This window comes from Allobosea sp. 10N428 (genome assembly GCF_056394545.1).
The window spans coordinates 455,725-482,040 of the sequence record NZ_JBFTIC010000003.1 but is presented as its reverse complement, the minus strand read 5'-3'; the positions used below and the strand labels follow the sequence as shown (position 1 = coordinate 482,040).

At 67.2% G+C, this 26,316-nt stretch carries 23 protein-coding genes and 1 pseudogene; 8 read left to right on the top strand and 16 right to left on the bottom strand.

Translation table 11 applies throughout. From position 1 onward, the window contains the following. Positions 1 to 219: 219 nt before the first annotated feature. Complete coding sequence (locus AC1DDA_RS12535; protein WP_476795986.1) at positions 220 to 990, top strand: hypothetical protein; 771 nt, start codon at positions 220 to 222, stop codon at positions 988 to 990. Here the strand turns inward: AC1DDA_RS12535 and AC1DDA_RS12530 are convergent. The 3 genes from AC1DDA_RS12530 to fliK are packed head-to-tail and all read right to left on the bottom strand — an operon-like array spanning position 908 to position 3,971. Beyond that, positions 908 to 2,071: a GNAT family N-acetyltransferase gene (locus tag AC1DDA_RS12530; protein ID WP_476795985.1), complete on the bottom strand. Its 1,164-nt coding sequence runs from the start codon at positions 2,069 to 2,071 to the stop codon at positions 908 to 910. The two genes, AC1DDA_RS12535 and AC1DDA_RS12530, sit on opposite strands and share 83 nt — an antisense overlap. After that, complete coding sequence (locus AC1DDA_RS12525; protein WP_476795984.1) at positions 2,068 to 2,358, bottom strand: EscU/YscU/HrcU family type III secretion system export apparatus switch protein; 291 nt, start codon at positions 2,356 to 2,358, stop codon at positions 2,068 to 2,070. Before AC1DDA_RS12525 ends, AC1DDA_RS12530 begins: the two co-directional genes overlap by 4 nt. Further along, positions 2,355 to 3,971: a flagellar hook-length control protein FliK gene (gene fliK / locus AC1DDA_RS12520; RefSeq protein ID WP_476795983.1), complete on the bottom strand. Its 1,617-nt coding sequence runs from the start codon at positions 3,969 to 3,971 to the stop codon at positions 2,355 to 2,357. Before fliK ends, AC1DDA_RS12525 begins: the two co-directional genes overlap by 4 nt. Positions 3,972 to 4,109: 138 nt before the next feature. Between fliK and AC1DDA_RS12515 the strand changes: the two genes are divergently transcribed. Beyond that, positions 4,110 to 5,120, top strand: a complete 1,011-nt coding sequence (locus AC1DDA_RS12515; RefSeq protein WP_476795982.1) for an aldo/keto reductase — start codon at positions 4,110 to 4,112, stop codon at positions 5,118 to 5,120. Positions 5,121 to 5,249: 129 nt separating this feature from the next. Next, entirely contained in the window at positions 5,250 to 7,064 is a 1,815-nt protein-coding gene (locus AC1DDA_RS12510; protein ID WP_476795981.1) for a monovalent cation:proton antiporter-2 (CPA2) family protein, read from the top strand. Positions 7,065 to 7,073: 9 nt separating this feature from the next. Here AC1DDA_RS12510 and AC1DDA_RS12505 read toward each other — a convergent pair whose 3' ends face one another. Together AC1DDA_RS12505 and AC1DDA_RS12500 are read right to left on the bottom strand one after the other, a co-directional pair. Beyond that, positions 7,074 to 7,391: a hypothetical protein gene (locus AC1DDA_RS12505; protein WP_476795980.1), complete on the bottom strand. Its 318-nt coding sequence runs from the start codon at positions 7,389 to 7,391 to the stop codon at positions 7,074 to 7,076. Between the two features lie 93 nt (positions 7,392 to 7,484). Then, entirely contained in the window at positions 7,485 to 8,102 is a 618-nt protein-coding gene (locus AC1DDA_RS12500; protein ID WP_476795979.1) for a TetR/AcrR family transcriptional regulator, read from the bottom strand. 111 nt (positions 8,103 to 8,213) lie between these two features. Here AC1DDA_RS12500 and AC1DDA_RS12495 point away from each other — a divergent pair, with 111 nt between their 5' ends. Beyond that, positions 8,214 to 8,954 (top strand): 3-oxoacyl-ACP reductase family protein, encoded by a 741-nt coding sequence (locus tag AC1DDA_RS12495; RefSeq protein ID WP_476795978.1) that lies wholly within the window; start codon positions 8,214 to 8,216, stop codon positions 8,952 to 8,954. 9 nt (positions 8,955 to 8,963) lie between these two features. On the opposite strand, the gene AC1DDA_RS12490 is transcribed toward AC1DDA_RS12495, so the two are convergent. Together AC1DDA_RS12490 and AC1DDA_RS12485 are read right to left on the bottom strand one after the other, a co-directional pair. Then, positions 8,964 to 9,773: an MBL fold metallo-hydrolase gene (locus tag AC1DDA_RS12490; protein ID WP_476795977.1), complete on the bottom strand. Its 810-nt coding sequence runs from the start codon at positions 9,771 to 9,773 to the stop codon at positions 8,964 to 8,966. 111 nt (positions 9,774 to 9,884) lie between these two features. Next, a complete protein-coding gene (locus AC1DDA_RS12485) occupies positions 9,885 to 10,430 on the bottom strand; it encodes a hypothetical protein (RefSeq protein WP_476795976.1) in 546 nt (181 codons plus the stop codon). A 160-nt stretch (positions 10,431 to 10,590) separates the two neighbouring features. On the opposite strand from AC1DDA_RS12485, the gene ettA reads away from it, so the two are divergent. Next, entirely contained in the window at positions 10,591 to 12,243 is a 1,653-nt protein-coding gene (ettA, locus tag AC1DDA_RS12480) for an energy-dependent translational throttle protein EttA (protein ID WP_441512181.1), read from the top strand. A 181-nt stretch (positions 12,244 to 12,424) separates the two neighbouring features. Here ettA and AC1DDA_RS12475 read toward each other — a convergent pair whose 3' ends face one another. The 3 genes from AC1DDA_RS12475 to AC1DDA_RS12465 form a co-directional block, all read right to left on the bottom strand. Further along, positions 12,425 to 14,239 carry an SGNH/GDSL hydrolase family protein gene (locus AC1DDA_RS12475; protein WP_476795975.1) on the bottom strand — a complete coding sequence of 605 codons (1,815 nt, stop codon included), beginning with the start codon at positions 14,237 to 14,239 and terminating at the stop codon, positions 12,425 to 12,427. A gap of 85 nt (positions 14,240 to 14,324) precedes the next feature. Continuing rightward, positions 14,325 to 15,476, bottom strand: a complete 1,152-nt coding sequence (locus AC1DDA_RS12470; protein ID WP_476795974.1) for an alpha-hydroxy acid oxidase — start codon at positions 15,474 to 15,476, stop codon at positions 14,325 to 14,327. A gap of 97 nt (positions 15,477 to 15,573) precedes the next feature. Further along, positions 15,574 to 16,197, bottom strand: coding sequence for a YitT family protein (locus tag AC1DDA_RS12465; RefSeq protein ID WP_476795973.1), 624 nt, complete (start codon positions 16,195 to 16,197; stop codon positions 15,574 to 15,576). A gap of 129 nt (positions 16,198 to 16,326) precedes the next feature. Here AC1DDA_RS12465 and AC1DDA_RS12460 point away from each other — a divergent pair, with 129 nt between their 5' ends. After that, a complete protein-coding gene (locus AC1DDA_RS12460; RefSeq protein WP_476795972.1) occupies positions 16,327 to 18,525 on the top strand; it encodes a glycoside hydrolase family 3 N-terminal domain-containing protein in 2,199 nt (732 codons plus the stop codon). Between the two features lie 126 nt (positions 18,526 to 18,651). Next, positions 18,652 to 18,855, top strand: a complete 204-nt coding sequence (locus AC1DDA_RS12455; protein ID WP_441470030.1) for a cold-shock protein — start codon at positions 18,652 to 18,654, stop codon at positions 18,853 to 18,855. Positions 18,856 to 19,185: 330 nt separating this feature from the next. Here the strand turns inward: AC1DDA_RS12455 and AC1DDA_RS12450 are convergent, their stop codons facing one another. From AC1DDA_RS12450 to AC1DDA_RS12425, 6 genes are all read right to left on the bottom strand, one after another. Then, entirely contained in the window at positions 19,186 to 20,526 is a 1,341-nt protein-coding gene (locus AC1DDA_RS12450) for an MFS transporter (RefSeq protein ID WP_476795971.1), read from the bottom strand. A gap of 47 nt (positions 20,527 to 20,573) precedes the next feature. Beyond that, positions 20,574 to 21,689: an acetylornithine deacetylase gene (argE, locus tag AC1DDA_RS12445; protein WP_476795970.1), complete on the bottom strand. Its 1,116-nt coding sequence runs from the start codon at positions 21,687 to 21,689 to the stop codon at positions 20,574 to 20,576. A 4-nt stretch (positions 21,690 to 21,693) separates the two neighbouring features. Then, entirely contained in the window at positions 21,694 to 22,758 is a 1,065-nt protein-coding gene (locus AC1DDA_RS12440) for a Glu/Leu/Phe/Val family dehydrogenase (protein ID WP_476795969.1), read from the bottom strand. After that, a complete protein-coding gene (locus tag AC1DDA_RS12435) occupies positions 22,755 to 23,690 on the bottom strand; it encodes a DMT family transporter (RefSeq protein WP_476795968.1) in 936 nt (311 codons plus the stop codon). The genes AC1DDA_RS12440 and AC1DDA_RS12435 overlap by 4 nt, the downstream gene beginning before the upstream one ends. Before the next feature lie 8 nt (positions 23,691 to 23,698). Further along, positions 23,699 to 24,424 (bottom strand): alanyl-tRNA editing protein, encoded by a 726-nt coding sequence (locus tag AC1DDA_RS12430; RefSeq protein ID WP_476795967.1) that lies wholly within the window; start codon positions 24,422 to 24,424, stop codon positions 23,699 to 23,701. 97 nt (positions 24,425 to 24,521) lie between these two features. Next, positions 24,522 to 25,352, bottom strand: coding sequence for an AraC family transcriptional regulator (locus AC1DDA_RS12425; protein WP_476795966.1), 831 nt, complete (start codon positions 25,350 to 25,352; stop codon positions 24,522 to 24,524). 165 nt (positions 25,353 to 25,517) lie between these two features. Here AC1DDA_RS12425 and AC1DDA_RS12420 point away from each other — a divergent pair. Further along, positions 25,518 to 26,143, top strand: a pseudogene (locus AC1DDA_RS12420) (alpha/beta hydrolase family protein). Positions 26,144 to 26,316: the final 173 nt, after the last annotated feature.

Sequence of the window (26,316 nt, the reverse complement as noted above, 5' to 3'; positions counted from 1 at the left end):
GGATCGGCACCCGCCGGCGCTTTCGCGCGTGTTTTCGCGGGCACCGTGGCTCTGCTCTTGGCTGGCTTTTTGGTTACGGGCATCTGGCGCGATCCTTATTGGGTCTTCCGGGACAATCCGCCATGGACGCATGATGGGGCGGGGGCTAGTCGCCTGCTCGACGTCGAAATGCGGCTGGTGAAACCGCTGCAGATTGCCCGGTTGAAGCCGGAGACCGTCTTGATCGGCTCTTCCGTGGTCTATCGCGGTATCGATCCGCGCGACGCTGCGGGCCATGCGGGAAAGATCTACAATGCCGGAATATCGGCGCTGATGGCGCGTGAGCTGCCGATTCTCGCCGGGCTGGCGGTTGACGTTGGTAGCGTGCGGCGGTTCGTCATCGAACTCGACTATTACATGTTCACCGCCTGGCCGCCGCCGCCCGCGATAGCGCCGAAGCTAGCCACGGCGGCTGGCCGGCGCGAGGCGCTCATCGCGACGCTTCTCAATCCCGAAGTGCTGGACAATCTGCGCGGCCGACAGATCCGGCACACCGAACCCGGCATCTGGCATGCCGACGGCTACAAGGCGACCCCGGATTTCGATGCCGCGTTGACGCGCAAAGTAACCGAGGCGCAGAACATCGTCGCGATGACGTACCGGCCGGGCGATCTCGCCTATCTGGATCGGGCGCTCGATGCGCTGCGGGGACGACAGGTCGTTCTCGTTCTGTCGCCAATGAGCAGCGCACAGCGGAAACTCATCAGAGATGGCGGGCGGGAGCCGGAGCTGATAGCTTGGCGGCGGGATGTCGCATCATTGGCGGCAAGCCGCCGGGTGCGGCTCCACGATCTGGTCTCGGATCATCCCTTCGACGATTTCGATCCGGAGAAAGGCTCCTCGCGCTACTGGATCGATACGCTGCACTTCAAGCCCGAGGTTGGGCGCTGGTTGCTCGGTCGGATCGGCTTCGAGCGGCCTCCCGCAGGCGTCGCAGCCACATCCGGCTGAAGGCCGCGATATGCGCCGGGCTGGGCCGGCCGGGTCCGATGCCGATGATGACGTTGCCCATCTCACGGCGCTCGCCCCAGGCATAGGTGCCGGCATCGACGCCTTCGCCGGCACCGCTGTCGAAGAATGCAGGTGGCGTACCGGCGAGGTCGGCCTGCAGCATCGCGATCGTGAGGGTGCGGCCAGGCGAATGGCGCGCCTGCGCTTCGTCATAGGCGATCTTGAGGAAATGACGGCGGTTGCCGCTCTCGACGAGCAGGCCCATCGCCAGCACGCGCCCGTCGAGCAGCAAGGTATCGATCTGGAGGGCGTCCGCCTCGGCGAAGAGTTCGGCCATCCGGCGGATATAGGCGGAGTCCGTCGGTATGCAGGCGATTGCCGTCCCGGCCGCGCCCTTCCAGCCCGCGGCTTCGAGCGTGAGGAAGGCCTCGAGCGCATCGAGTGCCGCGGCGCCGCGGCTCCGGCGGAAGGTCAGCGCGCCATGCTTCGCCACCGCCCGGAACTGCTGCATCCGCTTCTTGTAGCTGGAGCCGAGCGAGCGCCGCAGATAGCGCTCCAAATCGTCGCCGGGCTGAGGGACCATCACCGGCCGGGTCCAGCGCTCGTAGATCGAGATCCGGCTGCCCGTCTGGCGGTTGGCTTCCGAAAGGGCGGCATAGCATGGGCCGTCGAGTGGCAGCAGCGGCAGCAGAAGCGCATGCGGCAAGTCGCGCGAGGCCAGGAGATAGCGCATCAGCGCCCGCGCGGCCTCCGCCGCGTGGTCGTGGTCGAGCACGGGCAGCGAAGAGACCTCGTAGAGCGGCACGAGCGGCGCGGCGAGGGCGCCGGCGAAACCGCTGCGCCAGCCCTGCACACGCCTGAAGGCCCAGACACCGACCAGCCGCTCGAAATCGAGCGCCTCGCTGAACCAGGCGCAGAGGACGATGATCTCCTCCTCGGGGACGAGCAGGGTCGCCGCGCTGACGGCGGCCGGCGCCATATGCGGATTCGGCTCGACCGCATGATCGGCGAGTTCCGCGAAAGCCGGCCCCAGCTCCGCGTAAGCGGCTGGGCCGATGCGCCTGACGACGATGCCGCTCAAGATCGATGGCCGTCGCGGTTCGGCCGGCGCCATTCGCCGCGCAATGCGAGGACGAAGGCGATCACCTGGGCCGTCGCGCGATAGAGTTCTTCCGGGATCTGGTCGTCGAGTTCGATGGCCGAGAGCGCCTGGGCGAGGATAGCGTTCTGCTCGACCGCGACATCATGTTCGCGCGCGGTGTCGACGATACGCTCCGCCAGTTCGCCGCGTCCCTTGGCGGTGACGCGCGGTGCGCCGTGGCCGTCATATTCGAGCGCGACGGCGATGCGGGGCGGCTGCGGATTCATGACAGGCGATCCAGAAACTGGCCGGCCGTCGGCTGCATCACACGGGGCTGCCCGGTGTGGATATCGATGGCACCGCTGCTGAAGTCGGCATGGAGCAAGGCGCTCTCGAGACCGGGCGCGGCACCGCGCAGAAGCTGGCTGGTTTCCTCGCGCTCGGCCCAGAGCGTCACGCCGACATCGCGTGCCTGCAAGGTGACCACTCCTTGCAAGGGCCCCATCGGCTCGACATCGAGGGCGAAGCGGATGCGCCAGAGGGGCGGACTCACACCCTGGACGTCCCGCCGCGGCGCTTCGCGCTCGACCTGCAGCGGCAGGATTGCTGTGCCGTGCTGGAAGGCGATCGGGATCTCGGCGAGCCAGCGCTGCGCCGGCTGGCTGCTGTCCTGCCGCGCCTGGTCCAGCGGTAGCGAGGCATATTGGGTGAGCTTGATGCGATCCAGAGACGCATCGGCCTGATCGAGCAGCGTCGCGACGATGGCGAGCGGCTTTTCGCCCGGCGAAAGCGTTGGCTCGGTGGCTGCCTGTGGCAGCAGCGGGCCGTCGCGGCGCGGCGGAGCGGTGCGGCTGGCGCTGTCTGCCGTGGCGCCCGGCGGGCTGTCGGAGAGCCGGTCGAGTGCGAGCGCTGCGGCAGAGCGGTCCGGCTGGCTCGCCTTCGGCCCGGGCGACAGGCTCTCGATGATCGGCAGCAGCGTCTCGCGCAGCGCCTGGAGGCCGGTCTTGAGATCGCCTTGCCGCGGGGCGGGCGCTCCGATGGCCTGGCGAGCCTCCGTGAAGAGACCCGAGCTCTGGAACGCCTCCTTCAGCCGCTGCGCCGTGACCGGCTGGCGCTCGGCCGGTATCGCCTGGGCGAGTACGCGGTCGATCGCCGCCAGCAGAGGCTTCGGCAAGGTCAGCGCGATCGAACCCTGCGCGAGGCCGCGCAGGTTGGCGAAGAGCGGAGCGAGGCTGTCCTGGGTCTGCAGCACGGAGCCGAGCAGCGGCCCGGCAAGACTGCGCGCCGTGGCGGGATTTGGAATGGCGGGGTCAGCTGGCGGCGGCGCCGCAGGCGCTCGGGGCTGCGGGGAGATGCCGGGTGCGGCTGTCGACGCAGGGGCGGCAAGCGGGCTGACGGCGGACGGAACGGTGGGATAGGCGGGAATGGCTGCCGGCCCTGAAAGCGGCGGCTGGCTGGTGGCCGGCAAAGGCGGCGCGGCCGGTGCCGGAGCGATCGACTGCGTATTGCCAGCCGGCAGCGGCATGCCTGTTCGGGGCGCCGGAAATGCGACGGTCGGCTGCGAGGCGGCCGGAGGGGCGGGCGACGTAGTGGGCGGATGCACCTCGACCAAGGTGGCGCGCAGATCGCCGCCGGCTTGCTCGGGCGGGTCCAGCCGCAGCAGCAGGGTGGCTCCCGGCTGCAGTTCCGCCTGCTTAGCCTGGGGGCCCGCCAGCACAAGCGCGACCTTGCTATCGCCGATCATCGCGCTTGCCGTGCCGTCCGTCTCCAGCGAGAGCAACCTGGCCTGCACCGTCCGGCCAGCCGTCAGCTCACCCGCCGATTCGAGGGCGTGCAGCAGGGTGGCAAAGGTCTGGCTCTGAACGAGCTGGGCGAGATTCATCGGGCGGCCATGTGACAACGGCGCATCCTGTCACGAAAGATTAAGCGTTTCCTTGCTGCTGGCCGCGCCGTGCAGGGCGCGCCTGCGCCGTCGGCTCTGGCGTCGAAGATAGCGCTGCGGCAGGCTCGGCGCTTCCCCATCCGAAGGATGATCGACATGGATTATCGTCGCCTCGGCCGTTCCGGCCTCAAGGTCTCGCCGCTATGCCTGGGCACGATGATGTTCGGGGGGCCGACCGATGAGGCGACGTCGCGCCGCATCGTCGACAATGCTCGCGAAGCCGGCATCAATTTCATCGACACGGCCGATGTCTACAATGAGGGGCGATCGGAGGAGGTCACAGGCCGCGCCATCGCCCCCAATCGCCATGACTGGGTGCTGGCGACCAAGGTGGCGAGTGCGATGGGGCCGGGGCCGATGAGCGGCGGGCTGTCGCGTCGCTGGATGATGCGCGCTTGCGAGGACAGCCTGCGCCGGCTCGGCACCGAGACGATCGACATCTATTACCTCCACAAGGAGGATCATCAGACGCCGTTGGAGGAGACGGTGCACGCGATTGCCGATCTCGTCCGCCAGGGCAAGATCCGGCATTTCGGCGTCTCGAACTACCGGGCGTGGCGGCTGGCCGAGATCTGCCGGCTCTGCGACGAGCTCGGCATAGACCGGCCGGTCGTCAGCCAGCCCTATTACAACGCGATGAACCGCATGCCCGAGGTCGAGCATCTGCCGGCCTGCGGCTATTTCGGGCTCGGCGTCGCCTCCTATTCGCCGCTGGCGCGCGGCGTGCTGACGGCGAAATACGCGCCCGGTGAGGCGCCGCCAGAGGGCACGCGCGCCGGTCGCGGCGACAAGCGGATCATGCAGGCGGAATGGCGCGAGGAGAGCCTCGCCATCGCCCAGACGCTGAAGGAGCATGCGGCTAAGAAGGGGCTGACGCCGATCCAGTTCGCGGTGCGCTGGGTGCTGAACAACGCCTTCGTTACGGCGGCGATCGCCGGGCCGCGCACCTTCGAGCAATGGCAGGCCTATCTCGCGGCGATCGATGCGGGTTTCGATAGCGAGGACGAGGCGTTGGTCGACAGCCTCGTGCCCCCGGGCCACCCCTCGACGCCCGGCTATTCCGATCCGGCCTATCCGCTGGAAGGGCGGACCAGCCGCGCGGGCTGACACCGACCGGATGGGCGTGCCCGCGTGGCTCGCTGCGTGATTATCGAACAACCGCCTTGTTGAACCTTCGGCGCGCCCGCTAGGTTTGAACGGCGGGCCACAGTCGAGCCCGCCGCGAAGGGAAGGCGAATGGCTGCCGAGGCAGGATTGACGAGCGACCTCGTCAAGGTCGTGGCGCTGCTCGGCGCCGGCGTCGTGGCCGTGCCGATCTTCCGCAAGCTTGGGCTCGGCTCGGTGCTCGGCTATTTCGGCGCGGGGATCGTGATCGGCCCCTTCGGCCTCGGCCTGTTCTCGAACCCGGAAGGCATCCTCCACATCGCCGAATTCGGCGTGGTGATGTTCCTGTTCGTGATCGGGCTGGAAATGCAGCCCTCGCGGCTCTGGGGCCTCAGGAGCAGCATCTTCGGGCTCGGCATCGCGCAGGTTCTGACCTGCGGCTTCCTCCTCACGCTGCTCGGCATGGCTGGCGGCCTCGGCCCCCAGGTCGCCTTCATCGCGGCGATGGGCTTCGTTCTGTCCTCGACCGCCGTGGTCATGCAGATGCTGAACGAGCGCGGCGAGACCTCGACGCCGCAGGGCCAGAAGGCGGTCTCGATCCTGCTGCTGGAAGACCTCGCCATCGTGCCGCTGCTTGCGATCGTGGCGCTGCTGTCGCCGCAGCGGGGCGGCAGCGAACAGGCCTGGGTCTCTTTCGCCATCGCGGCAGGCGCGCTCGGCGGACTGATCGCGGCCGGGCGCTGGCTGCTTAACCCGATGTTCCGCGTGCTGGCGGCGGCCGAGGCGCGGGAGGTCATGACCGCCGCGGCCTTGCTCGTCGTGCTCGGCTCGGCGCTGGCCATGCAACTCGGCGGCCTGTCGATGGCAATGGGCGCCTTCCTCGCTGGGGTGCTCCTTTCCGAATCCACGTTCCGGCATCAGCTGGAGGCGGATATCGAGCCGTTCCGCGGCATCCTGCTCGGGCTCTTCTTCCTCGCCGTCGGCATGTCGCTCGATCTTGGCGTCGTGGCGCGCGAATGGCGCCTCGTCCTGGCCGCCGTCATCGGCTTCATGGCGGTCAAGGCGCTCGGCATCTTCATCGTCGCCAAGCTCTTCGGCTCGGATTGGCGCGAGGCGATCACGCGCGTCGCGCTGTTCTCGCAAGGCGGCGAGTTCGCCTTCGTGCTCTATGCGGCGGCTGCCGCCGCCGGCATCTTCGATCCGCGCACCACCGCCATCGCGAGCGGCACCGTGATCATCTCGATGGCGCTGACGCCAATGCTTGCGCTGGCGCTCGACCGCTTCATGCCTGCGGCACCGACCGATCTCGACGGCATCGAGGTGGCGGACGGGCTCAAGGGGCAGGCGCTGATCGTCGGCTTCGGCCGTTTCGGCCAGGTTGCGAGCCAGGCGCTGCTCGCCCGCGGCATCAGCGTCTCGATCATCGATTTCGATGTCGGGATGATCCGGGCCGCGTCGCAGTTCGGTTTCAAGCTCTATTACGGCGACGGAACCCGGCGCGACATCCTCCAAGCCGCCGGCGCCGAGCGGGCCGAAGTGATCGTGGTCTGCGTCGACCGGCAGCAGACTACGGATGCGATCGTGCAGCTGGCGCAGGCCGAGTTCGGGCACGCCAAGTTGTTCGTGCGGGCCTATGACCGGGGGCACGCGCTCGACCTTGTCCATGCCGGCGTCGAGTATCAGATCCGGGAAACCTTCGAATCGGCGATGGTCTTCGGCACGGCCCTGCTGAAATGCCTCGGCGTTCCCGAAGACGAGGCCGAGGCGATCGAGGCTGATGTGCGCCGGCGCGACGATGAGCGTTTCGACCTGCAGTTGGCAGGCGATCTCTACTCCGGACGGGAGTTGCTCAGGAACAACGCGCCAGTCCCGACGCCGCTGACCAAGCCGAAGCGGCCCGGCCAGATCCCGGCGAATCTGCCGGACGATATCGGCGGGGATTCCTGAGGGCGGGGCTTAGTTCAGGATGCAGAAGCCGCCGACGACCACATCGGTCCGGCACCAGGGCTTCTGGTTGCCTTCATTGGCGGTCAGGCGCAGCAGAACGGGTTCCTCGCGCGGCGTGTCGGAAGGCGGGAAGGGCACCCGCTCGGGCTTTCCGGCTTCCGCAGCCTGAGCGCGATTGGCGGCGGCTGCACCGGGGACGATGACAACGCTGCGGCTGGTCTTGGTGGCGGCGCTGCCGCGCCCGCCACGGAACCCGGCGGCTTCCGCCTGAACGGGCAGGAAGGTGGCGGCGGCGAACAGGCAGGCGGCGGCGGCGACGCGGCGCATGGGCGATCTCCCGGTTGCCGGCAGGATGTCGCGATCTGCCGCAAGGGCAAGCGAAGCTTCGGATCAGCCTCAGCGAGGCGTTAACGCGAATGCTCAGGCTGCAGCACGCGGCCGCGTCAGGCCGTCCCATCCCGCCATGGCGCCCTGCACGATCGCTTCCAGCATCGCGCGCGAGGCGCCGTCGCGGGCCTGGATCGACATGCCCTGCTGGACGGTGACGTAGTAGCTGGCGAGGGCCCGCAGATCGAGGGACGCGGGCAACTCGCCTTCCGCGACCGCACGGCTCAGCCGCTCCTCGATCATGGTGACGCTGCCGGCCCGCATTTCCCGCAGAATGCGGCTGGTTTCCTCGCCGACGCCGACCGCATTGACCGCCGAGAGCACGACCATGCAGCCGGGTGGGCGGCCGGGGCGGGTGAAGGTCTCGGCGCTGGCGATGAGATAACCTTCCAGCGCCGCACGCGCGGTCGGCGCGTCCTGCAAGGGGCTGAGAATGTCGTCGCTCTCCGTCGCGGCGAAATGGGCGATGGCCTCGCGATAGAGCTCTTCCTTGCTGCCGAAAGCGGCGTAGAGACTCGGCGAATTGATGCGCATCGCACCGGTGAGGTCGCTCATCGACGCCGCCTGATAGCCGCGATCCCAGAACACCTCCATGGCGCGCTGCAGCGCGAACTGCCGGTCGAAGCTGCGCGGCCGCCCTCGCTCCGCCATCGCTATTCCATCTCCGAAATTTCTGTGTCGGTCGTTATATATTTCTCTTGACGGCGTGAGGCAAGCGCGTCACCTATTTGTGTATCGATCATCACATAGATGGAGTTTGCCATGTCCGGCCTTGCTGGAAAGCGCGCCCTGGTCACCGGTGGCAGCCGTGGAATTGGCGCCGCCATCGCCCGGCGACTGGCAAGCGAGGGCGCCGATGTCGCGCTGACCTATGAGCGCTCCGCCGACAAGGCGGCCGAGGTCGTGAAGGCGGTCGAGGCGCTCGGGCGCAAGGGCGTCGCCATCGCCGCAGACAGTGCCGATCCCGCCGCCGTGAAGCGCTCTGTCGACGAGGCGGCGAAGGCGCTCGGCGGCCTCGACATCCTCGTCAACAATGCCGGCATCTATCGCGGCGGCCCGGTCGCGGAATGGAGCCTTGCCGACATCGACGCGACCCTTGCGGTCAATATCCGCTCGGTGGTGCTGGCCTCGCAGGCGGCCGCCGCGTACCTCGGCAAGGGCGGGCGGATCATCTCGATCGGGTCCTGCCTCGCCGACCGGGTCGTCGAACCCAACGTGACGCTCTACGCGATGAGCAAGGCGGCGCTGATCGGCTTCACCAAGGGGCTGGCGCGCGATCTCGGCCCGCGCGGCATCACCGTCAATATCGTCCATCCCGGCTCGACCGATACCGACATGAATCCGGCCAACGGCCCGCGTGCCGAGGCGCAACTCGCGCGCATGGCCATTCCCGCCTATGGCAGGCCGGAGGATATTGCCGGCGCCGTGGCCTATCTCGCCAGCGAGGAAGGGCGCTTCCTCACCGGCGCGGGCTTTGCAGTGGATGGTGGGGTGAACACCTGACGCCGGGCGCTAATGTCCGGGCAGGACGATCACGGTGGGCGTCGCCGGCAATGTGGCCTTGCTCAACGTGATCGCCGGCTGCTCGCGCCGCTCGGCCGGCCAGAGATCCTGCGTGCGGGCGAGGAAGCGGTTCAGCGTACCGCCGCCGAAGAAATGCATCGGGATCATAATCTTGGCCTGAAGGGATTTCAGCACCTCGATCATGCCCTCCTGGTCAAGTGTATAGCTGCCATCAACCGGGAAGAGCACGACATCGACCCGGCCGAGCGCGCGCAGATGGCCGGGTTCGAGCGGGTGATGCAGATGGCCGAGATGGGCGATGCAGAGATCGCCGATCTCGAAGACGAAGATCGAGTTGCCGTCGTAATCGGTGCCTCCATCATAGGTCCTGATATTGGTCGGCACATTGCGCACGCGGACGTCGTCCAGCGTAACGTCGTGATGAGCGGCGCCCTTGCCCTCCGGGTCCCAGCCGCGCAGCACCTGCTTGATGCCGGGATCGGGATGGTTCGAGTAGTGGGTCGCATGCGCCTTGTTCATCGTGGCGATGTCGGGCGTCACCGGCGGACGGACATAGTCGTTGTAGTCGGTCGCGATCTTCACACCGCCGGGCGTCTCGATCAGGAAGGTGGCATGGCCGACGAAGGTCAGCCGCACCTCGTCCTTGGCCAGTTGCACGCGCTGGATCGGCAGGCCAAGGCGCGCCATCTCCGGGCGGCAGCCCGGCTCGCCGGATTGGGCGCGGGTGGGCGAGGGGATGAAACCTGCGATAGCGGCGACGACAAATGCCAGTGCTGCGAAGGGGCTCGACAGATTCATCGCACGCTCCTGCTTTCCCTTTTCCGGCGACGATCAGGCAAATGGCGGGCCGTTGGAAGCGCTCTGGCGGTTTTGTGAACTGGCGCCGAGACGCGGCCCGCCATACGCATTTCACTGCTCGGGCAATCTGACCTCGACATTCGCCTCGGCGAGGCGGCGGTAGAGCTTTCTGCGGCGCAGGATCGGCACCCAGTCGTAGAGAAACATTTCGGCCGGGCGCCAGATCACCACCCAGCCGATGATGATCAGGCTTTCCCGGAAGACGCGCGCGAAGGGGCCTTCACTGTCCTGGGTCAGCAGCCAGCTGAGGGACAGGCAGGCGGCGAGCCCGGCAAAACCAATCATCAAGGCGAGGCGGCCGTCGTGGAAAAGCTCGTGCAATGCGCGGGTTTCGGCGCTCGCCCGGCCTGCGAACCAGCGGGTGATGGCGGTGGCGAGGTCCGGCAGCGGCTTGTCCGGAGAATCGGGCTTTTCGAGATGGATCACGATTGCGATCGGCTTGTCCTTTGGCAGGTCGCGCGCCCAATCGAGAATATACCCCTCGGCCTCGGCCGCGAGGTCGCCCTCGCGAAAGGGGAAAGGGTCGAGGCTGTTGAAGAGCTGCGCGCCGTCGCGCAGCCGCAGCTCGATCATCGCCTTGCCATCGTAATCTGACATCTCGGATCGAGTCCCGGCCGCAGTCGGTCCATTGTTCAGGACACGCGCAGCCGCCGCAATCGCCCGATGCGGTTGCGGCGGGCGCGGCTGCTCGCTACATAGCGGCCAGATTTCCCGACATCCCGTCGCCAAGCGCCTGAAAGCGGAGCCCGCTCGCCTCATGTCCCGCCAGTTCATCTACCATATGCGTGGCCTGTCCAAGACCTATCCGGGCGGCAAGCAGGTGCTGAAGGACATCCACCTGTCCTTCTACCCGGACGCCAAGATCGGCGTGCTCGGCGTCAACGGCGCCGGTAAGTCGACCCTGCTCAAGATCATGGCGGGCTTCGACAAGGAGTGGACCGGCGAGGCCTGGGTCGCCGAGGGCGCACGTGTCGGCTACCTGCCGCAGGAGCCGAAGCTGGCTGAGGAGCTGACCGTCCGCGAGAACGTCATGCTCGGCGTCGCGCCGCAGAAGGCGATCCTCGACCGCTACAACGAGCTCGCCATGAACTATTCGGACGAGACCGCCGACGAGATGACCAATCTCCAGGACGAGATCGAGGCGAAGGGGCTGTGGGATCTCGATTCCAAGGTCGACCAGGCGATGGACGCGCTGCGCTGCCCGCCGGATGACTGGCAGGTCGACAAGCTCTCGGGCGGCGAGCGCCGCCGCGTCGCCATGTGCAAGCTCCTGCTGGAGCAGCCGGAACTGCTGCTGCTCGACGAGCCGACCAACCATCTCGATGCCGAGACCACCGCCTGGCTCGAAGGCCACCTGCGGACCTATCCGGGCGCGATCCTGATCGTCACTCACGATCGCTACTTCCTCGACAACGTCACGAGCTGGATCCTCGAGCTCGATCGCGGCCAGGGCATTCCCTATGAGGGCAATTACTCGGCCTGGTCGGTGCAGAAGCAGAAGCGCCTCGCCCAGGAAGGCCGCGAGGACGTGTCGCGCCAGAAGACGCTGGAGCGCGAGGCGGAGTGGATGGCGGCCTCGCCGAAGGCGCGGCAGGCCAAGAGCAAGGCTCGCATCCAGCGCTATGACGAACTGGTGCAGAAGGCCTCGAACAAGGGGCCGGATACCGCACAGATCATCATCCCTATCGCCGAACGCCTCGGCAACAACGTCGTCGATTTCGAGGACCTGTCGAAGGGCTTCCAGGACAAGCTCCTGATCGACGGGCTCAGCTTCAAGCTGCCGCCGGGCGGCATCGTCGGCGTCATCGGTCCCAACGGCGCCGGCAAGACGACGCTGTTCAAGATGATCACCGGCGTCGAGAAACCGGATGCCGGCACGATCAAGATCGGCGAGAGCGTCCAGCTCGGCTATGTCGACCAGAGCCGCGACTCGCTCGACGACAAGAAGAACGTCTGGGAGGAGATCTCGGGCGGCAACGACATCATCTATCTCGGCAAGAAAGAGATCAATTCGCGGGCCTATTGCTCGGCCTTCAACTTCAAGGGCGGCGACCAGCAGAAGAAGGTCGGCTCGCTCTCGGGCGGCGAGCGCAACCGCGTCCACCTCGCCAAGATGCTGAAATCGGGCGCCAACGTCCTCCTGCTCGACGAGCCGACCAACGACCTCGACGTCGATACGCTGCGGGCGCTGGAAGAGGCGCTGGAGGACTACGCCGGCTGCGCCGTGATCATCAGCCACGATCGCTGGTTCCTCGACCGCATCGCGACCCACATCCTCGCCTTCGAGGGCGACAGCCATGTCGAGTGGTTCGAGGGCAATTTCGCTGAGTACGAGGAGGACAAGAAGCGCCGCCTCGGCATCGACTCCACCATTCCGAAGCGCATCCAGTACAAGAAGTTCACGCGCTGAGCTTTCGCGAGGGCGCCGCGCGATGCGGCGCTCTCGTCCTGCCGCTGCCTTCCGTCGAGCCCGCCGATGCGCCTCCGGTCGCCGGCGGGCTTTGCTTTTGGGGAGGCGGCGGGCGCCGACCGGCCGCTCTGCGGAGGAGGGGCCATCCGAGGCTTTTGGGCCGGCTTCGGAAAGCGGGCGATCAGCCGCAGATTTCGGCTTCGACCGACGTCATGGCCTCCCGGTACGACCGCACATGGATGCCGTCATGGGTGCTGTCCGGCTTGGCGAGGCCGTCGGCTCCGTCGCGGGTGCCGGCGAAGGGGTCGATGAAGGTGCAGGCGTTGCGATCGCAGGCCCGCTTCAGCCTCTCCGACAGGGCGACGACCGCCGCCGGCTCATAATATTTGATCATCGAGGGCTCGGCGGGGGGAACGGCGGCGACGAAGACCTTCGCGGACAGCGCGGCTGCGCTGGCGATGAGCCGGTCTGTGTTGCGTTCGAATGCGTCGAGGTACTTCGGCTGAGTGGGATTACGCTTGCGATGCAGGTCGTTGGTGCCGACCAGGATGACGATTTTGCTTGGCTTCTTCGTAAAAGCGAACTTCGCCCAATGGCCGTTCATATCCGTCATCTTGGCGCCGCTGATACCGGCGTTGACGACGTTGCGGCCGCAGAGGCGATGGGTGGAGTTGATCATCTCGGCGTTGGAGTCGCCGGCTATGAAAACATAATCCGCGTCGGCTTCGCCGATCTGGGCGTTGATGACTGCGAGCCTCGCCAGAAGCGGGAAGTTCTCGGCCGGTTTGCGCAACGCGAGATAGGTGCCGGCTGCCGCGGCGGCGATGAGCACTACGGCAAAGGCGGTGATGACGCGGCGAGAGCGGAGCCATCCGGCGAAGACATCGGGCCCCGGCAGGCGCGCGAGCAGATTTGTTTCGGTGGCGAGGAGCCGCGGGCGCAGCTTCATCGCGTTTTTTTCGACGAGGTGCCAGGAGAGGAAGGCGAGGGCGAATGCCAGGCACCAGGAGATGGCAGCATTGGCCCACCAGGACTGTCCTCCCGCGCCGAAGCTGGCGACCACGGCCTGCTGGATCGGGAAGCCGTAGAGGAACAGGCCATAGGAATAGTCGCCCGACGAGACCAGCCAGACGCGGCGCGGCCGGGTCAGCCCGATGAAGGCAGTCAGATAGGCGCAGGGCAGGGCGATCAGATAGTCGCCGCCCGGGAAGCTCAACCCCAGCAGCGTCGCTGCGAGGGACAGCGCGAACAGCGCCTTGCTCCACACGATCCGGTTCCGGAACAGATAGAAGCCGATGCCGTAGAGAAAACAGAGGATCAGCACGGGCCCCGAGACGGTGACGCCCGGCTGTTGACGCCTGATCAGGACATAGATGACGAAAATGACGGCGTGGACGACGAGGATCGTTGCAAGAGCGCGATCCTCCCGGCGCGACAGCCCGATTGCCGTGATGCCGGCGATGATCAGGTAGCAGTACAGCTCCCATGGCAGGGTCCAGAGCTGGCCGTTGACCAGTCCCGGCCACGGATTGTCCAGAAACACGCCCGGCAGGAGAAACTGGACGACGCCGAGGATGTTCAGGAAATACTGCCGGAAGAGCGGGCTGGCGAAATACTCCTTCAGCGGCAGCGTCGTGAAGATCGCGCCGATAACGATGGCTGCCGCAAAGGTCTCCACGGCAAGGGCCGGGACCAGCCGGAGCAGCCGCAGCCCGAGGAACGAGATCAGCGACCGGCAGCGTTCGAGGCTGCCGGCGACGAGAAAGCCGCTCAATGCGAAGAACATCGGCAGGATCAGGGCCACCGCCGGACGCAGCGCTCCGCCGAAGATCCGAAGCGTTTCGCCGACGCCGTAGGCCACACCCACCGCATGAGTGACGATGACGAGCGTCGAGAGCAGGAGGCGCAGATAGTCGAAGCCGGCCGGCCGGTTACCAGCGGCCGCCAGACGGTCTGCGAAGGATGGGCCGGCGAATAGTCGCTGCGGGAGGCTCAAGCGAGCCGCCGCGGGCAGGTCCGCCGGCGCGGTCCCGCCCGGGTTGTAGGCCAGGGGTCTCAGGGTAGGGTCTCCGCGCGGTAGATCAGGCTGTCGGCTTGCCGCCGACAAGGATGCTCGCATCGACATCCCTGATGTCACGCTTGCCGCAAAGGGCCATGGTGACGTCGAGTTCCTTGCGGATGATGTCGAGCGCGGCGGTGACGCCCTGCTCGCCCATGGCGCCGAGCCCGTAGAGGAAGGCGCGGCCGATGAAGGTGCCCTTGGCGCCGAGCGCGACCGCCTTCAGTACGTCCTGACCCGAGCGGATGCCGCCGTCGAACAGAACTTCGATGCGGTTGCCGACCTGCTCGACGATGCCGGGGAGGGCTTCTATCGAGGACAGGGCGCCGTCCAACTGGCGGCCGCCATGGTTCGAGACGATCAGCGCATCGGCGCCGCTCTTGGCCGCCATCTCGGCGTCCTCCGGGTCGAGAATGCCCTTGAGGATCAGCTTGCCGCCCCATTGATCCTTGATCCACTGGACGTCGTCCCAGTTGAGCTTCGGATCGAACTGGCTGGCGGTCCAGTTGGAGAGCGACGACATGTCGGCGACGCCGCTGACGTGGCCGACGATGTTGCCGAACTGCCGGCGCGGCGTGTCCAGCATCTTCAGGCACCAGAGCGGCTTGAAGGCGAGGTTGATCAGGTTGGCAATCGTCGGTTTCGGCGGGGCGGAGAGGCCGTTGCGGATGTCCTTGTGGCGCTGGCCGAGGATCTGCAGGTCCAGCGTCAGGACCAGCGCCGAGCAGCCGGCGGCCTTGGCACGCTGGATCAGGCGGGAGATGAAGTCGCGGTCCTTCATCACATAAAGCTGGAACCAGAACGGCGCCTGGGTGTGGTTCGCCACGTCCTCGATCGAGCAGATGCTCATGGTCGAGAGGGTGAAGGGCACGCCGGCCTTGGCGGCTGCGCGCGCCGCGAGGATCTCGCCATCGGCGTGCTGCATGCCGGTGAGGCCGGTGGGGGCGAGGGCTACCGGCATCGAGACCGGCTGGCCGATCATCTCGGATGCCAGCGAGCGATCGGTCATGTCGACGGCGACGCGCTGGCGCAGCTTGATCTTGGCGAAGTCGGTCTCGTTCGCGCGATAGGTGCTCTCGGTCCAGGCGCCGGAATCGGCGTAGTCGTAGAACATGCGCGGGACGCGGCGCTTGGCCAGGAGGCGCAGGTCTTCGATGGTCAGAGGCTGGGCCATGGTCTCGTCTCGCCGTTCGCTTCCCGTCAGCTGCTTCGGCTGACTCGCATGCCGATGGTCAGGGCGCAACCTCTCCGAGCAGTAGGAGGGCCTTCCATCAGGAGATCGCCATGTAGCGGCCCGGCTTGTGATTCATCGCCAGGATGGCGTTGAGCACGAGCGTGCCGACCAGCGACAGGGCGACCTTGTCCGGCGGAAGCACGAAAAGGGCGGCCGCGAAGATCCCCGCGTCGATGCCGAGCTGGACCAAGCCGGCGCGCAGGCCATGGCGCTCCTGCATGTAGAGCGCGAGGATGTTGACCCCGCCGATGGCGGTGCGGTGGCGCGCCAATGCCAGCAGGCCGAGCCCCATCGCGACGCCACCGGCGATGGCGGCATAGAGCGGCGCTACCGCCTCGATCCGGAACCAGCCCGGGGTCGCCCAGACGAAGAGCGAGATCAGCGCAACGGCAGCGATCGTGCGTAGCGTGAAGGCAAAGCCCATCCGCCGGAAGGCGAGCCAGTAGAAGGGCAGATTGATGACGAAGAAGAGCAGGCTGAAATCGGCGCCCGTGGCGAATTGCAGCAGCAGGGCGAGCCCGGCCGCGCCGCCCGTCAGCAGCGTCGCCTTGGCAAAGAGCACGATGCCGATGCTGATCATCAGCGTGCCCAGGGGAAGGGCGAGCAGATCTTCGTAGAGACGGTGCTGCTGCGGCATGGCGGCGACGGCGGTCTGGGACATGGCGAGCCCTGTATCGGCTGGAGGCTGCGAGCGCCAGAGGCTATGCAATGGACGAGCCAGGAGGCGGGGAACCATTCAGTGAGGCGCGGACTTCTCCTACTTCCCGTATTCTTCGGAGAGATGCCCTCGATGCTTCTGCGGCTTGTCGCGGCCCTGCTGCTGCTGATCCCGACCGGCATCGCATGGGCACAGCAGCCTGTCGCCTGGAAAACCGGACGCGAGGCGCGCGCGATCGAACGCAAGGTCGATGCGCTGATCGCGCGAATGACGCTTGAGGAGAAGGTCGGCCAGCTCCACCTCTCGGGGCGCGGCGAAGGCTTCGACATCAATCAGGTCCGCAGCGGCGACATGGGCGCGGTGATGAACTTCGTCGTGCCGGCCGAGGTTCTGGCGGTGCAGAAGGCCGCGCGCGAGAGCCGGCTGAAAATCCCGCTGATCATCGGGCTCGACGCGGTCCATGGCTTCTCGACCTATTTTCCGCTGCCGCTCGGACAGGCTTCGAGCTGGAACCCGGAATTGATCGAGCAGGCGGCCTACTGGACGGGGCGGGAGGCCTCGGCCGCCGGCATCAACTGGACCTTCGCGCCGATGGTCGACATCTCGCGCGATCCGCGCTGGGGCCGCGCTCTGGAGGGAGCGGGCGAGGACGCCTATCTCGGGGCCGTCGTCGCGGCTGCGCGCACGCGCGGCTACCAGCGCGGCGGGGTGGCGACGACGCCGAAGCACTTCGTCGGCTATGGCGCCGTCGAGGCGGGGCGCGACTACAACGCGACCTGGATTCCGACGAGCCGGCTCTTCGACCTGCATCTGCCGCCGTTCAAGGCCGCTTTCGAGGCCGGAGCCATGACGGCGATGGCGGCTTTCACGGCGCTGAACGGCATGCCGACGACGGCGCATCGCGCCATGCTGACCGGCCTGCTGCGCGGTCGCTGGGGTTTCCGCGGCTTCGTCACCTCCGATTTCGGCTCGATCTCCGAGCTCCGACTGCACGGCATCGCGCGCGACGATGCCGAGGCGGCCCGCAAGGCGCTCCTGGCCGGAATCGACATGGACATGATGGGCGACGTCTACCACAAGCACCTCGCCGACGAGGTACGTGCCGGCCGCGTGCCGATGAAGGCGGTGAACGAGGCGGTGCGGCGGGTGCTGCGCGTCAAGTTCTATCTCGGCCTGTTCGAGAGGCCCGATGTCGATCCGGCTGCCGCACCGCGCCAGATGCAGATGCCGGCCGCCCGTGAGGTCGCACTGCAAGCGGCACGCGAAGGCGCGATCCTGCTCAAGAACGCCGACGAGACGCTGCCGGTTCGCGACACGGTGAAGTCGGTCGCGGTTATCGGTGCGATGGCGGTGCCGGAAGACGAGCGGGTCTGGACCGATCCCGCCGGACTGGGCCGGCGGGTCATCACGCCTCTGCCGGACGCACTGCGCGAGCGGTTGCCGAAGGAGGTCTCGGTTACCTATCAGCCTGCCTTCACCAAGAATTGCGGCACGGAATTCGCCGACAAGGAGGCTGCGATCCGCGCCGCCGCCGAAAGCGATCTCGTGCTCGCGATGCTAGGCGAAGATTGCGAATTCATCGGCGAGGCGGCCTCACGCACCAAGCTTGGGCTGCCGGGGGTGCAGCAGGAACTGCTCGAGGCGCTGGTCAAGACCGGCAAGCCGGTGGTTCTGGTGCTGGCGACGGCCCGGCCGCTCATCCTGACCTGGGCGAGCGAGCATGTCGGCGCGATCCTGCAGACCTTCCATGGCGGCACGGAGGGGCGGACCGCGATAGCGGACATCCTGACCGGCCGCTACAATCCGTCGGGGCGGGTGCCGATGAGCTTCCCGCGCTCGGTCGGCCAGATCCCGGTCTATTACGGGCAGCTTCCGACCGGCCGGCCGGAAAAACCGGGCGAGCGCTACGCGTCCATCTACATGGACGAGCGCGCCGAGCCGCTCTACCCCTTCGGCTATGGGCTTTCCTACAGCCACTTCGCCTATGCCAATCCGCGCGTTTCGGCCTCGTCGGTGCGGCTCGGCGGCTCCGTCGAGGTCGCCGTCGACGTCACCAATACGGGCGCGCGCGACGGGCAGGAAGTGGTGCAGCTCTATATCCGCCAGCCCGTCGCGAGCCTTTCGCGGCCGGTGCGCGAGCTGAAAGGCTTCGAGAAGGTCATGATTGCGGCCGGAGAGACGAAAACCGTGCGATTCAAACTGGAGATCTCGAACCTCGGGGCCCATGACGAACAGGGACGTTACGTCGTCGACCCGGGCGAGGTGGAAATTTACCTCGGTGGATCGTCCCGTGCTGCAGCAACGACACAATTCGTCGTGGTCAGGTCTTGAACGATTATTTGATTCGTCTGAATCGTGTTTAATCTCGACAAGTTTCGGTTTTCGGTGAATCCTTCTGTTGCCGGCTTCCGCGACATGGCGCGGAGGGCGGTGGGCGCGGCTTCGAGGGATGTGGCGATGGCGACCGGAACCGTAAAATGGTTCAATACTGAAAAGGGGTATGGCTTCATTCAACCGGAGGAAGGCGGCAAGGACGTGTTCGTCCATATTACTGCCGTGAAGGAAGCCGGTATGATGACGCTGACGGAAGGGCAGAAGGTTTCTTTCGAGCTGAAGACCGAACGCGGCAAGACCGCAGCCGGCGATCTTAAATTGCTCTGAACGTTTCCTGCTGCAGGAAGAACCGCCTGCCGCGCGCGGCCGAGGCCGCGGCGGGCGTTTGCTGACATCGAAGGACCGGATCGACGTTGACGCGCCGTGTTTCCGGTATTGCGGCTTGTCGATCCTTCAGGAGCGCCGCGCGAAAAGGCCGGTCCGGGCCCAGTCTGCGGCGTTCCCGGGTTTTGCGCTCTTGGCGAGCAGCCATTTCGGCTGAGTCACACGCTGTCATATGCTCTGCCTCCCGCCGGCAATCTTGCTGCGATTTGGCTACCGGGCTTGCGGCGCTGCTGCCTCCGTCAACTGCCGTGGGACTGGCAGCGCCGGTTCCGATCACCGGCCGAAGGCCGCCTTCAGCAGGTTGCGGCCTGCGATCAAGGCTGTGAGGCTCATGGCTGCCGCCAGCATCACGTACCAGGCCGGTGCGAGAGCGCTGCCAGTCCGGGCGATCAGCCAGGTCGTGATGAAGGGCGCGAAGCCGCCGAAGACGGTAACCGCGAGATTGTAGGCGATGGACAGGCCGGTCGAGCGCATGGCGGGTGGGTAGAGCTCCGCCATCGCAGCCGGCGCGGGGCCGCTGAAGCCTGCGATCAGGAGGGCAAAGACGATCTGCGCAAGCATGAGGTTGAGCGCTCCGGGTTGGCTCGTCAACCAATGCAGCAGCGGCCAACTCAGCAGAAGCAGCCCCAGTGCGGATGCCAGCATGATCGGGCGCCTGCCGATCCTGTCCGACCAGGCGCCGAACACCGGTGCCAGCATGACGATCACGACGAGACCGACGCTGTTGGCGAGAAGGCTCGCGCTTTGCGGCACGCCGAGCTGGCGCACCGCATAGGTCGGCATGGTGACCAGGAAGAAGTACGTGCAGACCGTCCAGGCGATGGTGATGCCAATCCCGGTGATCACCGCGGCGCGGTGTTGCCCGAGCGTGTCGCGCAGCGGTGAGAAGGTGACCTCGGGCCGCGCGGCGCGCTCGCGCAGGATCGCCTTGAAGGCCTCGGTCTCGTCGACGCGAGAGCGGATATAGAGACCGACCGGCGCGATCAGCAGCCCCATCAGGAACGGCACGCGCCAGCCCCAGGCCTCAAGCTCCGCTTGCGGGAGGAGGCCGGTGAGCAGCGCGCCGGTCAAGGAGCCCAGCAGCAGGGCACCGGCCTGGCTCGCCTGCTGCCAGCTCGCATAGAGGCCACGGCGTTCCGGAGGTGCATGCTCGACCAGGAAGGCGGTCGCGCCGCCGATCTCGCCGCCGGCGGAGAAACCCTGGACCAGCCGCGCGAGCACGATGATGGCCGGTGCCCAGGCTCCGGCCATCGCATAGGTCGGCGCGAAGCCGATCATGGCCGTGCCCAGTGCCATCAGCAGGATCGTCAGCGAGAGCGCGGCCTTGCGGCCGCGCCGGTCGGCGAGCGTTCCCAGCACGAGCGCGCCGACCGGGCGCATCACGAAGCCGACGCCAAAGGTGGCGACGGTCAGCAGGAGCGAAACCGTCGCGTCGCCTGCAGGAAAGAACAGTTTGGCGAGCGTGAGCGCGAAGAAGCCGTAGACTGCGAAATCGTACCACTCCAGCGTGTTGCCGACGACCGCGGCGATCACGGCTCGTCGGCTCGAAAACGTGCCAGTTCCGGCGGCTGCGTCTCGTTCGGGAACGGTATGGGCGGCTGCAAACTCTGTCATGGTGATCCCCTCGTTGGAACAGGCCCTGGCGTCGAGGCCACGGGCTTTCAGGCTTCTCGTCGGCTGGCCCAGTCGATAAGGCGGGCGAGAAAGGAGTCGGCTGCATCGAGCTCGGCCCGCGCTATCCATTCGTCGGGCTGATGTGCTTGTTCGATCGAGCCTGGGCCGCACACGACGGCCGGGATGCCGGCCGACTGGAAGAAGCCGGCCTCCGTGCCGAAAGGCATCGGGAAGGGCGGGGCGATTCCCCCCAGTGCTGTCGCGACCGCAAGCGCGGCCCCTTCGTTCTGCGTCGACAGCGGCGGCACGTGGATGTCCCGCGCTATCGACAGGCGGACATCGTCCGGCAGCGCACGCATGAGATAGGCGCGGACAAGGGCTTCGACCTCGGCGGCGTCGGTCGCCGTGACCGGCCGGAATTCCCAGACCACCTCGCAGGCGGATGGCACGATGTTGATCGCCGTGCCCCCCTCGATCCGGCCGACATTGATCGTCGTCCCATCGATGCCGACGCCCGTGCGATGCCCGATGGTCCGCAGGAAGCGGATGAAATCGGCTGCGGGATAGATCGCGCTCGCGCCGGCGCCGGGGTCGCTGGAGTGCGCGGCTCGCCCTTCGAAGCGCACGCGGAAGCCGAGGAAGCCGCGGTGGCGGTCGCCGATCCGCATGCCGGTCGGCTCGCCGATGATCGCGAGCGCCGGCTTCTCCTCATGGGCCAACAGATCGTCGATGAGGCGCGGAACCCCGAGGCAGCCGACCTCCTCGTCATAGGACAAGGCGATATGGACCGGCCGGGCAAGACCGGACGCCGCCAGACCGCCGGCCGCCGACAGGCAAGCTGCGACGAAGCCTTTCATGTCGGTGGCTCCGCGGCCGTACAACCTGCCGTCGCGCTCGATCAGGCGAAACGGATCGGATGACCAAGCCTGGTCGGCGACCGGAACGACGTCGGTATGCCCGGACAGCACGATACCGCCCGGCACCTGCGGCCCAAAGCTGGCGAGGATGTTCGCCTTGGTGCGGTCGTCGTCATGGCTGAGCCGGATGCGGGCGCCGAGGCCGTCGAGGCGGTCGGCGACGCGGCCGACGAGAGCCAGGTTCGATCGGCTCGACGTGGTGTCGAAGCCGACCAGCTCTTCCAGCAGTGAGACGGTCGCGCTCATCGGCTCAGGCCGCCAAAGCATGCCCGCCACGGGCGCGGGCGAGCCGGGCTCGCGCATGGCGCAGGGCGGCCGTCTGGGTGGGCACGCCGGCAGCCTCTGCGCTCTCGAATATCGCCTGCAGCGTGCGGCCGATACCCTCGACGCCGCGATCGACGAAATCCTGGTCGTAGCCCGTGCGCTCCGAGGCAACGCGGATCATGCCACCGGCATTGATCACGAAGTCGGGTGCATAAAGGATGCCGCGGGCGCGCAACTGCTCGCCATGGTCCTCGCGGGCGAGCTGGTTGTTCGCAGCGCCACCGACAATGCCGCAGCGCAGCCGGGCGATGCTCGTATCGTCCAGCACGGCGCCCATCGCGCAAGGGGCGAACATGTCGACCTCAGCCGCATAGATCGCCTCGGGGGCCACGGCGCAGGCCGAGAATGTCGCGACGGCCTTCGCAACGCGGCTCTCGTCGAGGTCGCTGATCGTGAGCGACGCCCCTGCCTCATGCAGCAACTGGCAGAGATGCCAGCCGACATTGCCCAATCCCTGGACGGCGACCGCGCAGCCGGACAGGCGCGTCGCGCCCCAACGGTGCCGCGCGGCCGCGTTCAGGCCGTGGAAGACGCCAAGCGCGGTGGTCGGCGACGGGTCTCCGCTGCCGCCGAGTTCGGTGGGCAGGCCGACGACATGGCCGGTCGTCCTGCGAACCTCGGCGAAATCGGCCACCGAGGTGCCGACATCCTCGGCGGTGATGTAGCGCCCGCCGAGCCGCTCGACCGCCCGGCCCATGGCCTGCAGGAGCTCGGGCGTCTTCTGTCGGCGCGGATCGCCGATGATGACCGCCTTGCCGCCGCCGAGGTCGAGCCCTGCGGCCGCGGCCTTGTAGGTCATCCCGTGCGAGAGCCTCAGCACGTCGCGCAAGGCCGCCTGCTCGTCGGCATAGGGATACATGCGGCAGCCGCCGAGCGCAGGGCCGAGCGAGGTGTCGTGGATTGCGATCAGCGCCTTCAACCCGGTTGCTGCGTCGCAGACGAACACCACCTGCTCGTGATCGGCGAAGGCTTCATGCGAAAACACGGTCATGGCTTGAGAGCTCCGGAGGAACGGGAGACGAAAGGGCGCCCGCTGAAGGCCGCGAGACCGAAGCCGCAGAGGATCAGCGACGCACCGGCGAGATGGAACGGGCGCACCGGCTCGCCCAGCAGGAGGAAGGCGAGCACCGCGGTGAATAGGGCGACGAGATGGAAGGAGGCGCCAGTGACGCTCGGCCCCAGCGTCGCGACGCAGCGGTTCCAGATGACGAAGGCCAGCAGCGAGGCGAAGATGCCGATGTAGAGCACGGCGGCGAGCGGGCCGGACGCTGTGGGGATCGTGGCGCCCTGCGCCAGCTCCCAGACCCAGAACGGCAGCAGCACGAAAAGCCCCGCCACCATCGTCGCGGCCAGGAAGACGAGCGGATCAAGATCGGCGGGGCGACGTCGCAACAGCACCGAATAGACGGCGTAGTTGGCGACCGCGACCAGCAGCAACGGCTCGCCGCCGCCGAAGCCCAGACGCGACAGCGTCGACGGCTCGCCGCGCGCGACGATCCAGGCCACGCCCAGGAAGGAGATGGCGATGCCCGCGAGCGTGCGCGCCGAGACGCGCTCGACCCCGAGCATGAAGGCCGCGAGCGGCACCATCAGGGGCAGCGTCGAGTTGAGGAAGGCGACGCTGGCCGCCGGCGCACTCTGCAGGGCGACGTAGCCGAGCACATTATAGCCTGCGATGCCGAAGGCTCCGCAGGCGAGGATGAGCCAGCGGGCGCGAAAGAGCGCCTGGCGCTGCGCACGGATCGTACCGAGCACGAAGGGCGCGAGGCAGGCCAGGGCGACCAGCCAGCGCCCGACCGCGAGCGAGACCGGCGGGAACGAGCCGGCCAATGCCCGCCCGAGCACAAGGTTCCCGGCCCAGAACAGGGGCGGCAGGGGAAGCAGCAGCAACGGCTGGTCCCAGAGACGCCGCAGGATCGACATCGCCGGCCTCACAGCGCGCCCGCGAGGCCGATCCGCAGGCGGCGGTTGTGCCGGCCCTTGTTATCGATCTTCAGGATGCGGATCGGCGGCGAGCCTCCGGTGGAGGCGAGATGGGTGCCGCCGCAGGCCTGACGGTCGAGGCCGACGATCTCGACGATGCGTACCTGCCCGTCCGCAGTCGGCGGCGGAGCGACCGAGCGCGAGCGGATCAGGCCCGGCTCCGCGAAGGCCGCCTGCTCCGGGAGATAGTCCTGCCGGACCGCGAGGTCTTGCCCGATGAGCGCATTCACCGGCTCCTCGATCGCGCGCAGGCGGTCGTTATCGGCATCCGGCAGGTCGAAGTCGATGCGCGCGGTGCCGTCCTCGTTCATCTGGACGCCGGTGACGAGCGCCCCGTCGAAACGCTGGAAGACGACGGCGTTGACGATGTGCAGATCGGTGTGGAGCGCACGCATGCGCCTGCGGAAGGTCGGATCGACCCGGGCCTCCACCCGGTCGGCCGGGAGTTCGATGGGCGCGGCCAGCAGATGCCGAAGCCGGCCCGCCTCATTCTCGAAGCCCGCGACCGATATCTCGCCGCCAGCCCATTCCAATGAGCCGCGATCGGGCAATTGCCCGCCGCCACCCGGATAGAAGGGGCTTTCCGCGAGAACGACCCAGCCCGGCCCGGCTTCGACGACCTGCGTCGCGAGCGTCAAGACCTCGGGATTGTCGAGGCAGAAATAGCGGGACATTCATCTCATCCTTTCCGCGATGCCGAGAGGGCATCCGCATGGGGACGAGATTGGCGCGCCAGGCCGCGGGGCTATTGGCGGAAATTGAAAAAGCGGATCAGCCGGCGGTCGCGCGCACCCATTGCAGCGGGGTGATGCCGTAGCTGCGCTTGAAATGCCGCGTCAGCGCGCTCTGATCGTAGAAGCCGGCGTCGAGGGCGGCTGCGGCGATGCTTGTGCCGCGGCCGAGGCAGGCGATCGCGGCCTTCAGGCGCAACTGCGTGAGATAGGCGTGCGGCGTCAGGCCTGTGCTGCGTCTGAACAGCGCGATCAATTGGAACGGCGTGAGCCCGACCGCGCCGCCGAGCTCGTCAAGCGTGAGTTCCTCTGCGTGGCGTTCGCGCATGATCTCGCGGACACGGGCGGCCTTGGTGGCATCGCGCCGGGGCAGCATCAGATCCGCCTTGCCGGCGGCATGGCGCCGGATCAGGGTTCCGAAGCTGCGCACCAGCAGTTCGCGCTCCTCGAAAGGGTCGTTTCCGGCGTCGAGGATGCGGTGCAGCTCGAGGAAGGCCTCGATCAGATCGGCATCATGAAAGGTATTTCGGCAGAAATACGCCGTCGTTTCCAAACCGAGCGCGGAATTGAGGGCCTCGATCGCGCACGGGGTCAGATAGAGCCCGCGATAACGCCAGCGTTCGCTCCAACCCATGCGTCCGGAATGCGGCTCGTCGGGGTTGAATACGAGCAGCGTCGAAGTCCTGGCTTCGTCGTTCCGTCCGCGGCTCTTGAATTCGGCGCCGCCGACCTCCGTCATCGCGACGACGAAGGCCTCGTGGCTGTGGGGGGCGTAATCATGGCTCGTGAAGTCGGCGACGAGGCAGCTCAGGCCCGGAACCCGAGGGTCGCGCCAATAGCGGGACGAATTGCGCAGGTCGGTACGGGCCAAGAATGCGATCCGGTCGTGGGGCAAGCCGGGATGGTGCAACGATCGTGCCGGGACCGCAACCGTGGGGAGAACCGCGGCGGTCACGGTTGGGGAAGATTCGGAGCGCTCCATGGATCAAGCATATGCTCTGAGCCAAGTTCAGGGCTTTCCTGCCGCAGTCTTCCAATGGAGTCGACGATCGTGAACTTTCTCACCGAAGGGCCCGAGCAAGGGAGGTACACGATCCTGTTGGCCCACGGCGCGGGCGCACGTCGATGGAAGCGGCGTCGGCCGCGCTGGCCGCTGAAGGCTTTCGTGTTGTTCGCTTCGAGTTCAGCTATATGGCCAGCCGTCGCAGCGAAGCCGGGCGCAAGCCGCCGCCGCGCGCCGAGAAACTGATCCCGGAATATCGCGCGGCGCTGGCGGCGCTTGGGCGGACCGGGCCGCTGATTATCGGCGGTAAATCGATGGGTGGTCGTGTCGCCAGCATGGTGGCCGATGAGCTGTATGCGGCGGGTGCCATCACCGGCCTATTGTGTCTCGGATATCCTTTCCATCCGCCTGGAAAGCCGGAGCAACTGAGAACGCAGCATCTCGCAAGCCTGGCGACACCGGCATTGATCGTGCAGGGCGCGCGCGACGCGTTCGGCAGCCGTGATGAGGTCAGCGGATATCAGCTGTCACAGAACATTGAGATCGTTTGGCTGGAAGACGGCGATCACGATCTGAAGCCACGCAAGGCCTCGGGATCTTCGGCGAGCGACCACATGGCTGCGATGGCCGCGTCGGTTCGGCGTTGGCTGGAACGATGAGGCCTTCGGGCATGATCCTGAACAGGACCTTCTCGCCCAGATGCCCGGCGGCCCGTCCTTCGACCCGGGCCGTCGTCCGCTCTCCGCTCGTGCATCTTGCGGGCATTGGAGGAATTCAAGCCGGCACGTGTTCGCCTTGGGCTCGTCATCGACGGTTCGGCGGCCTTGAAGTC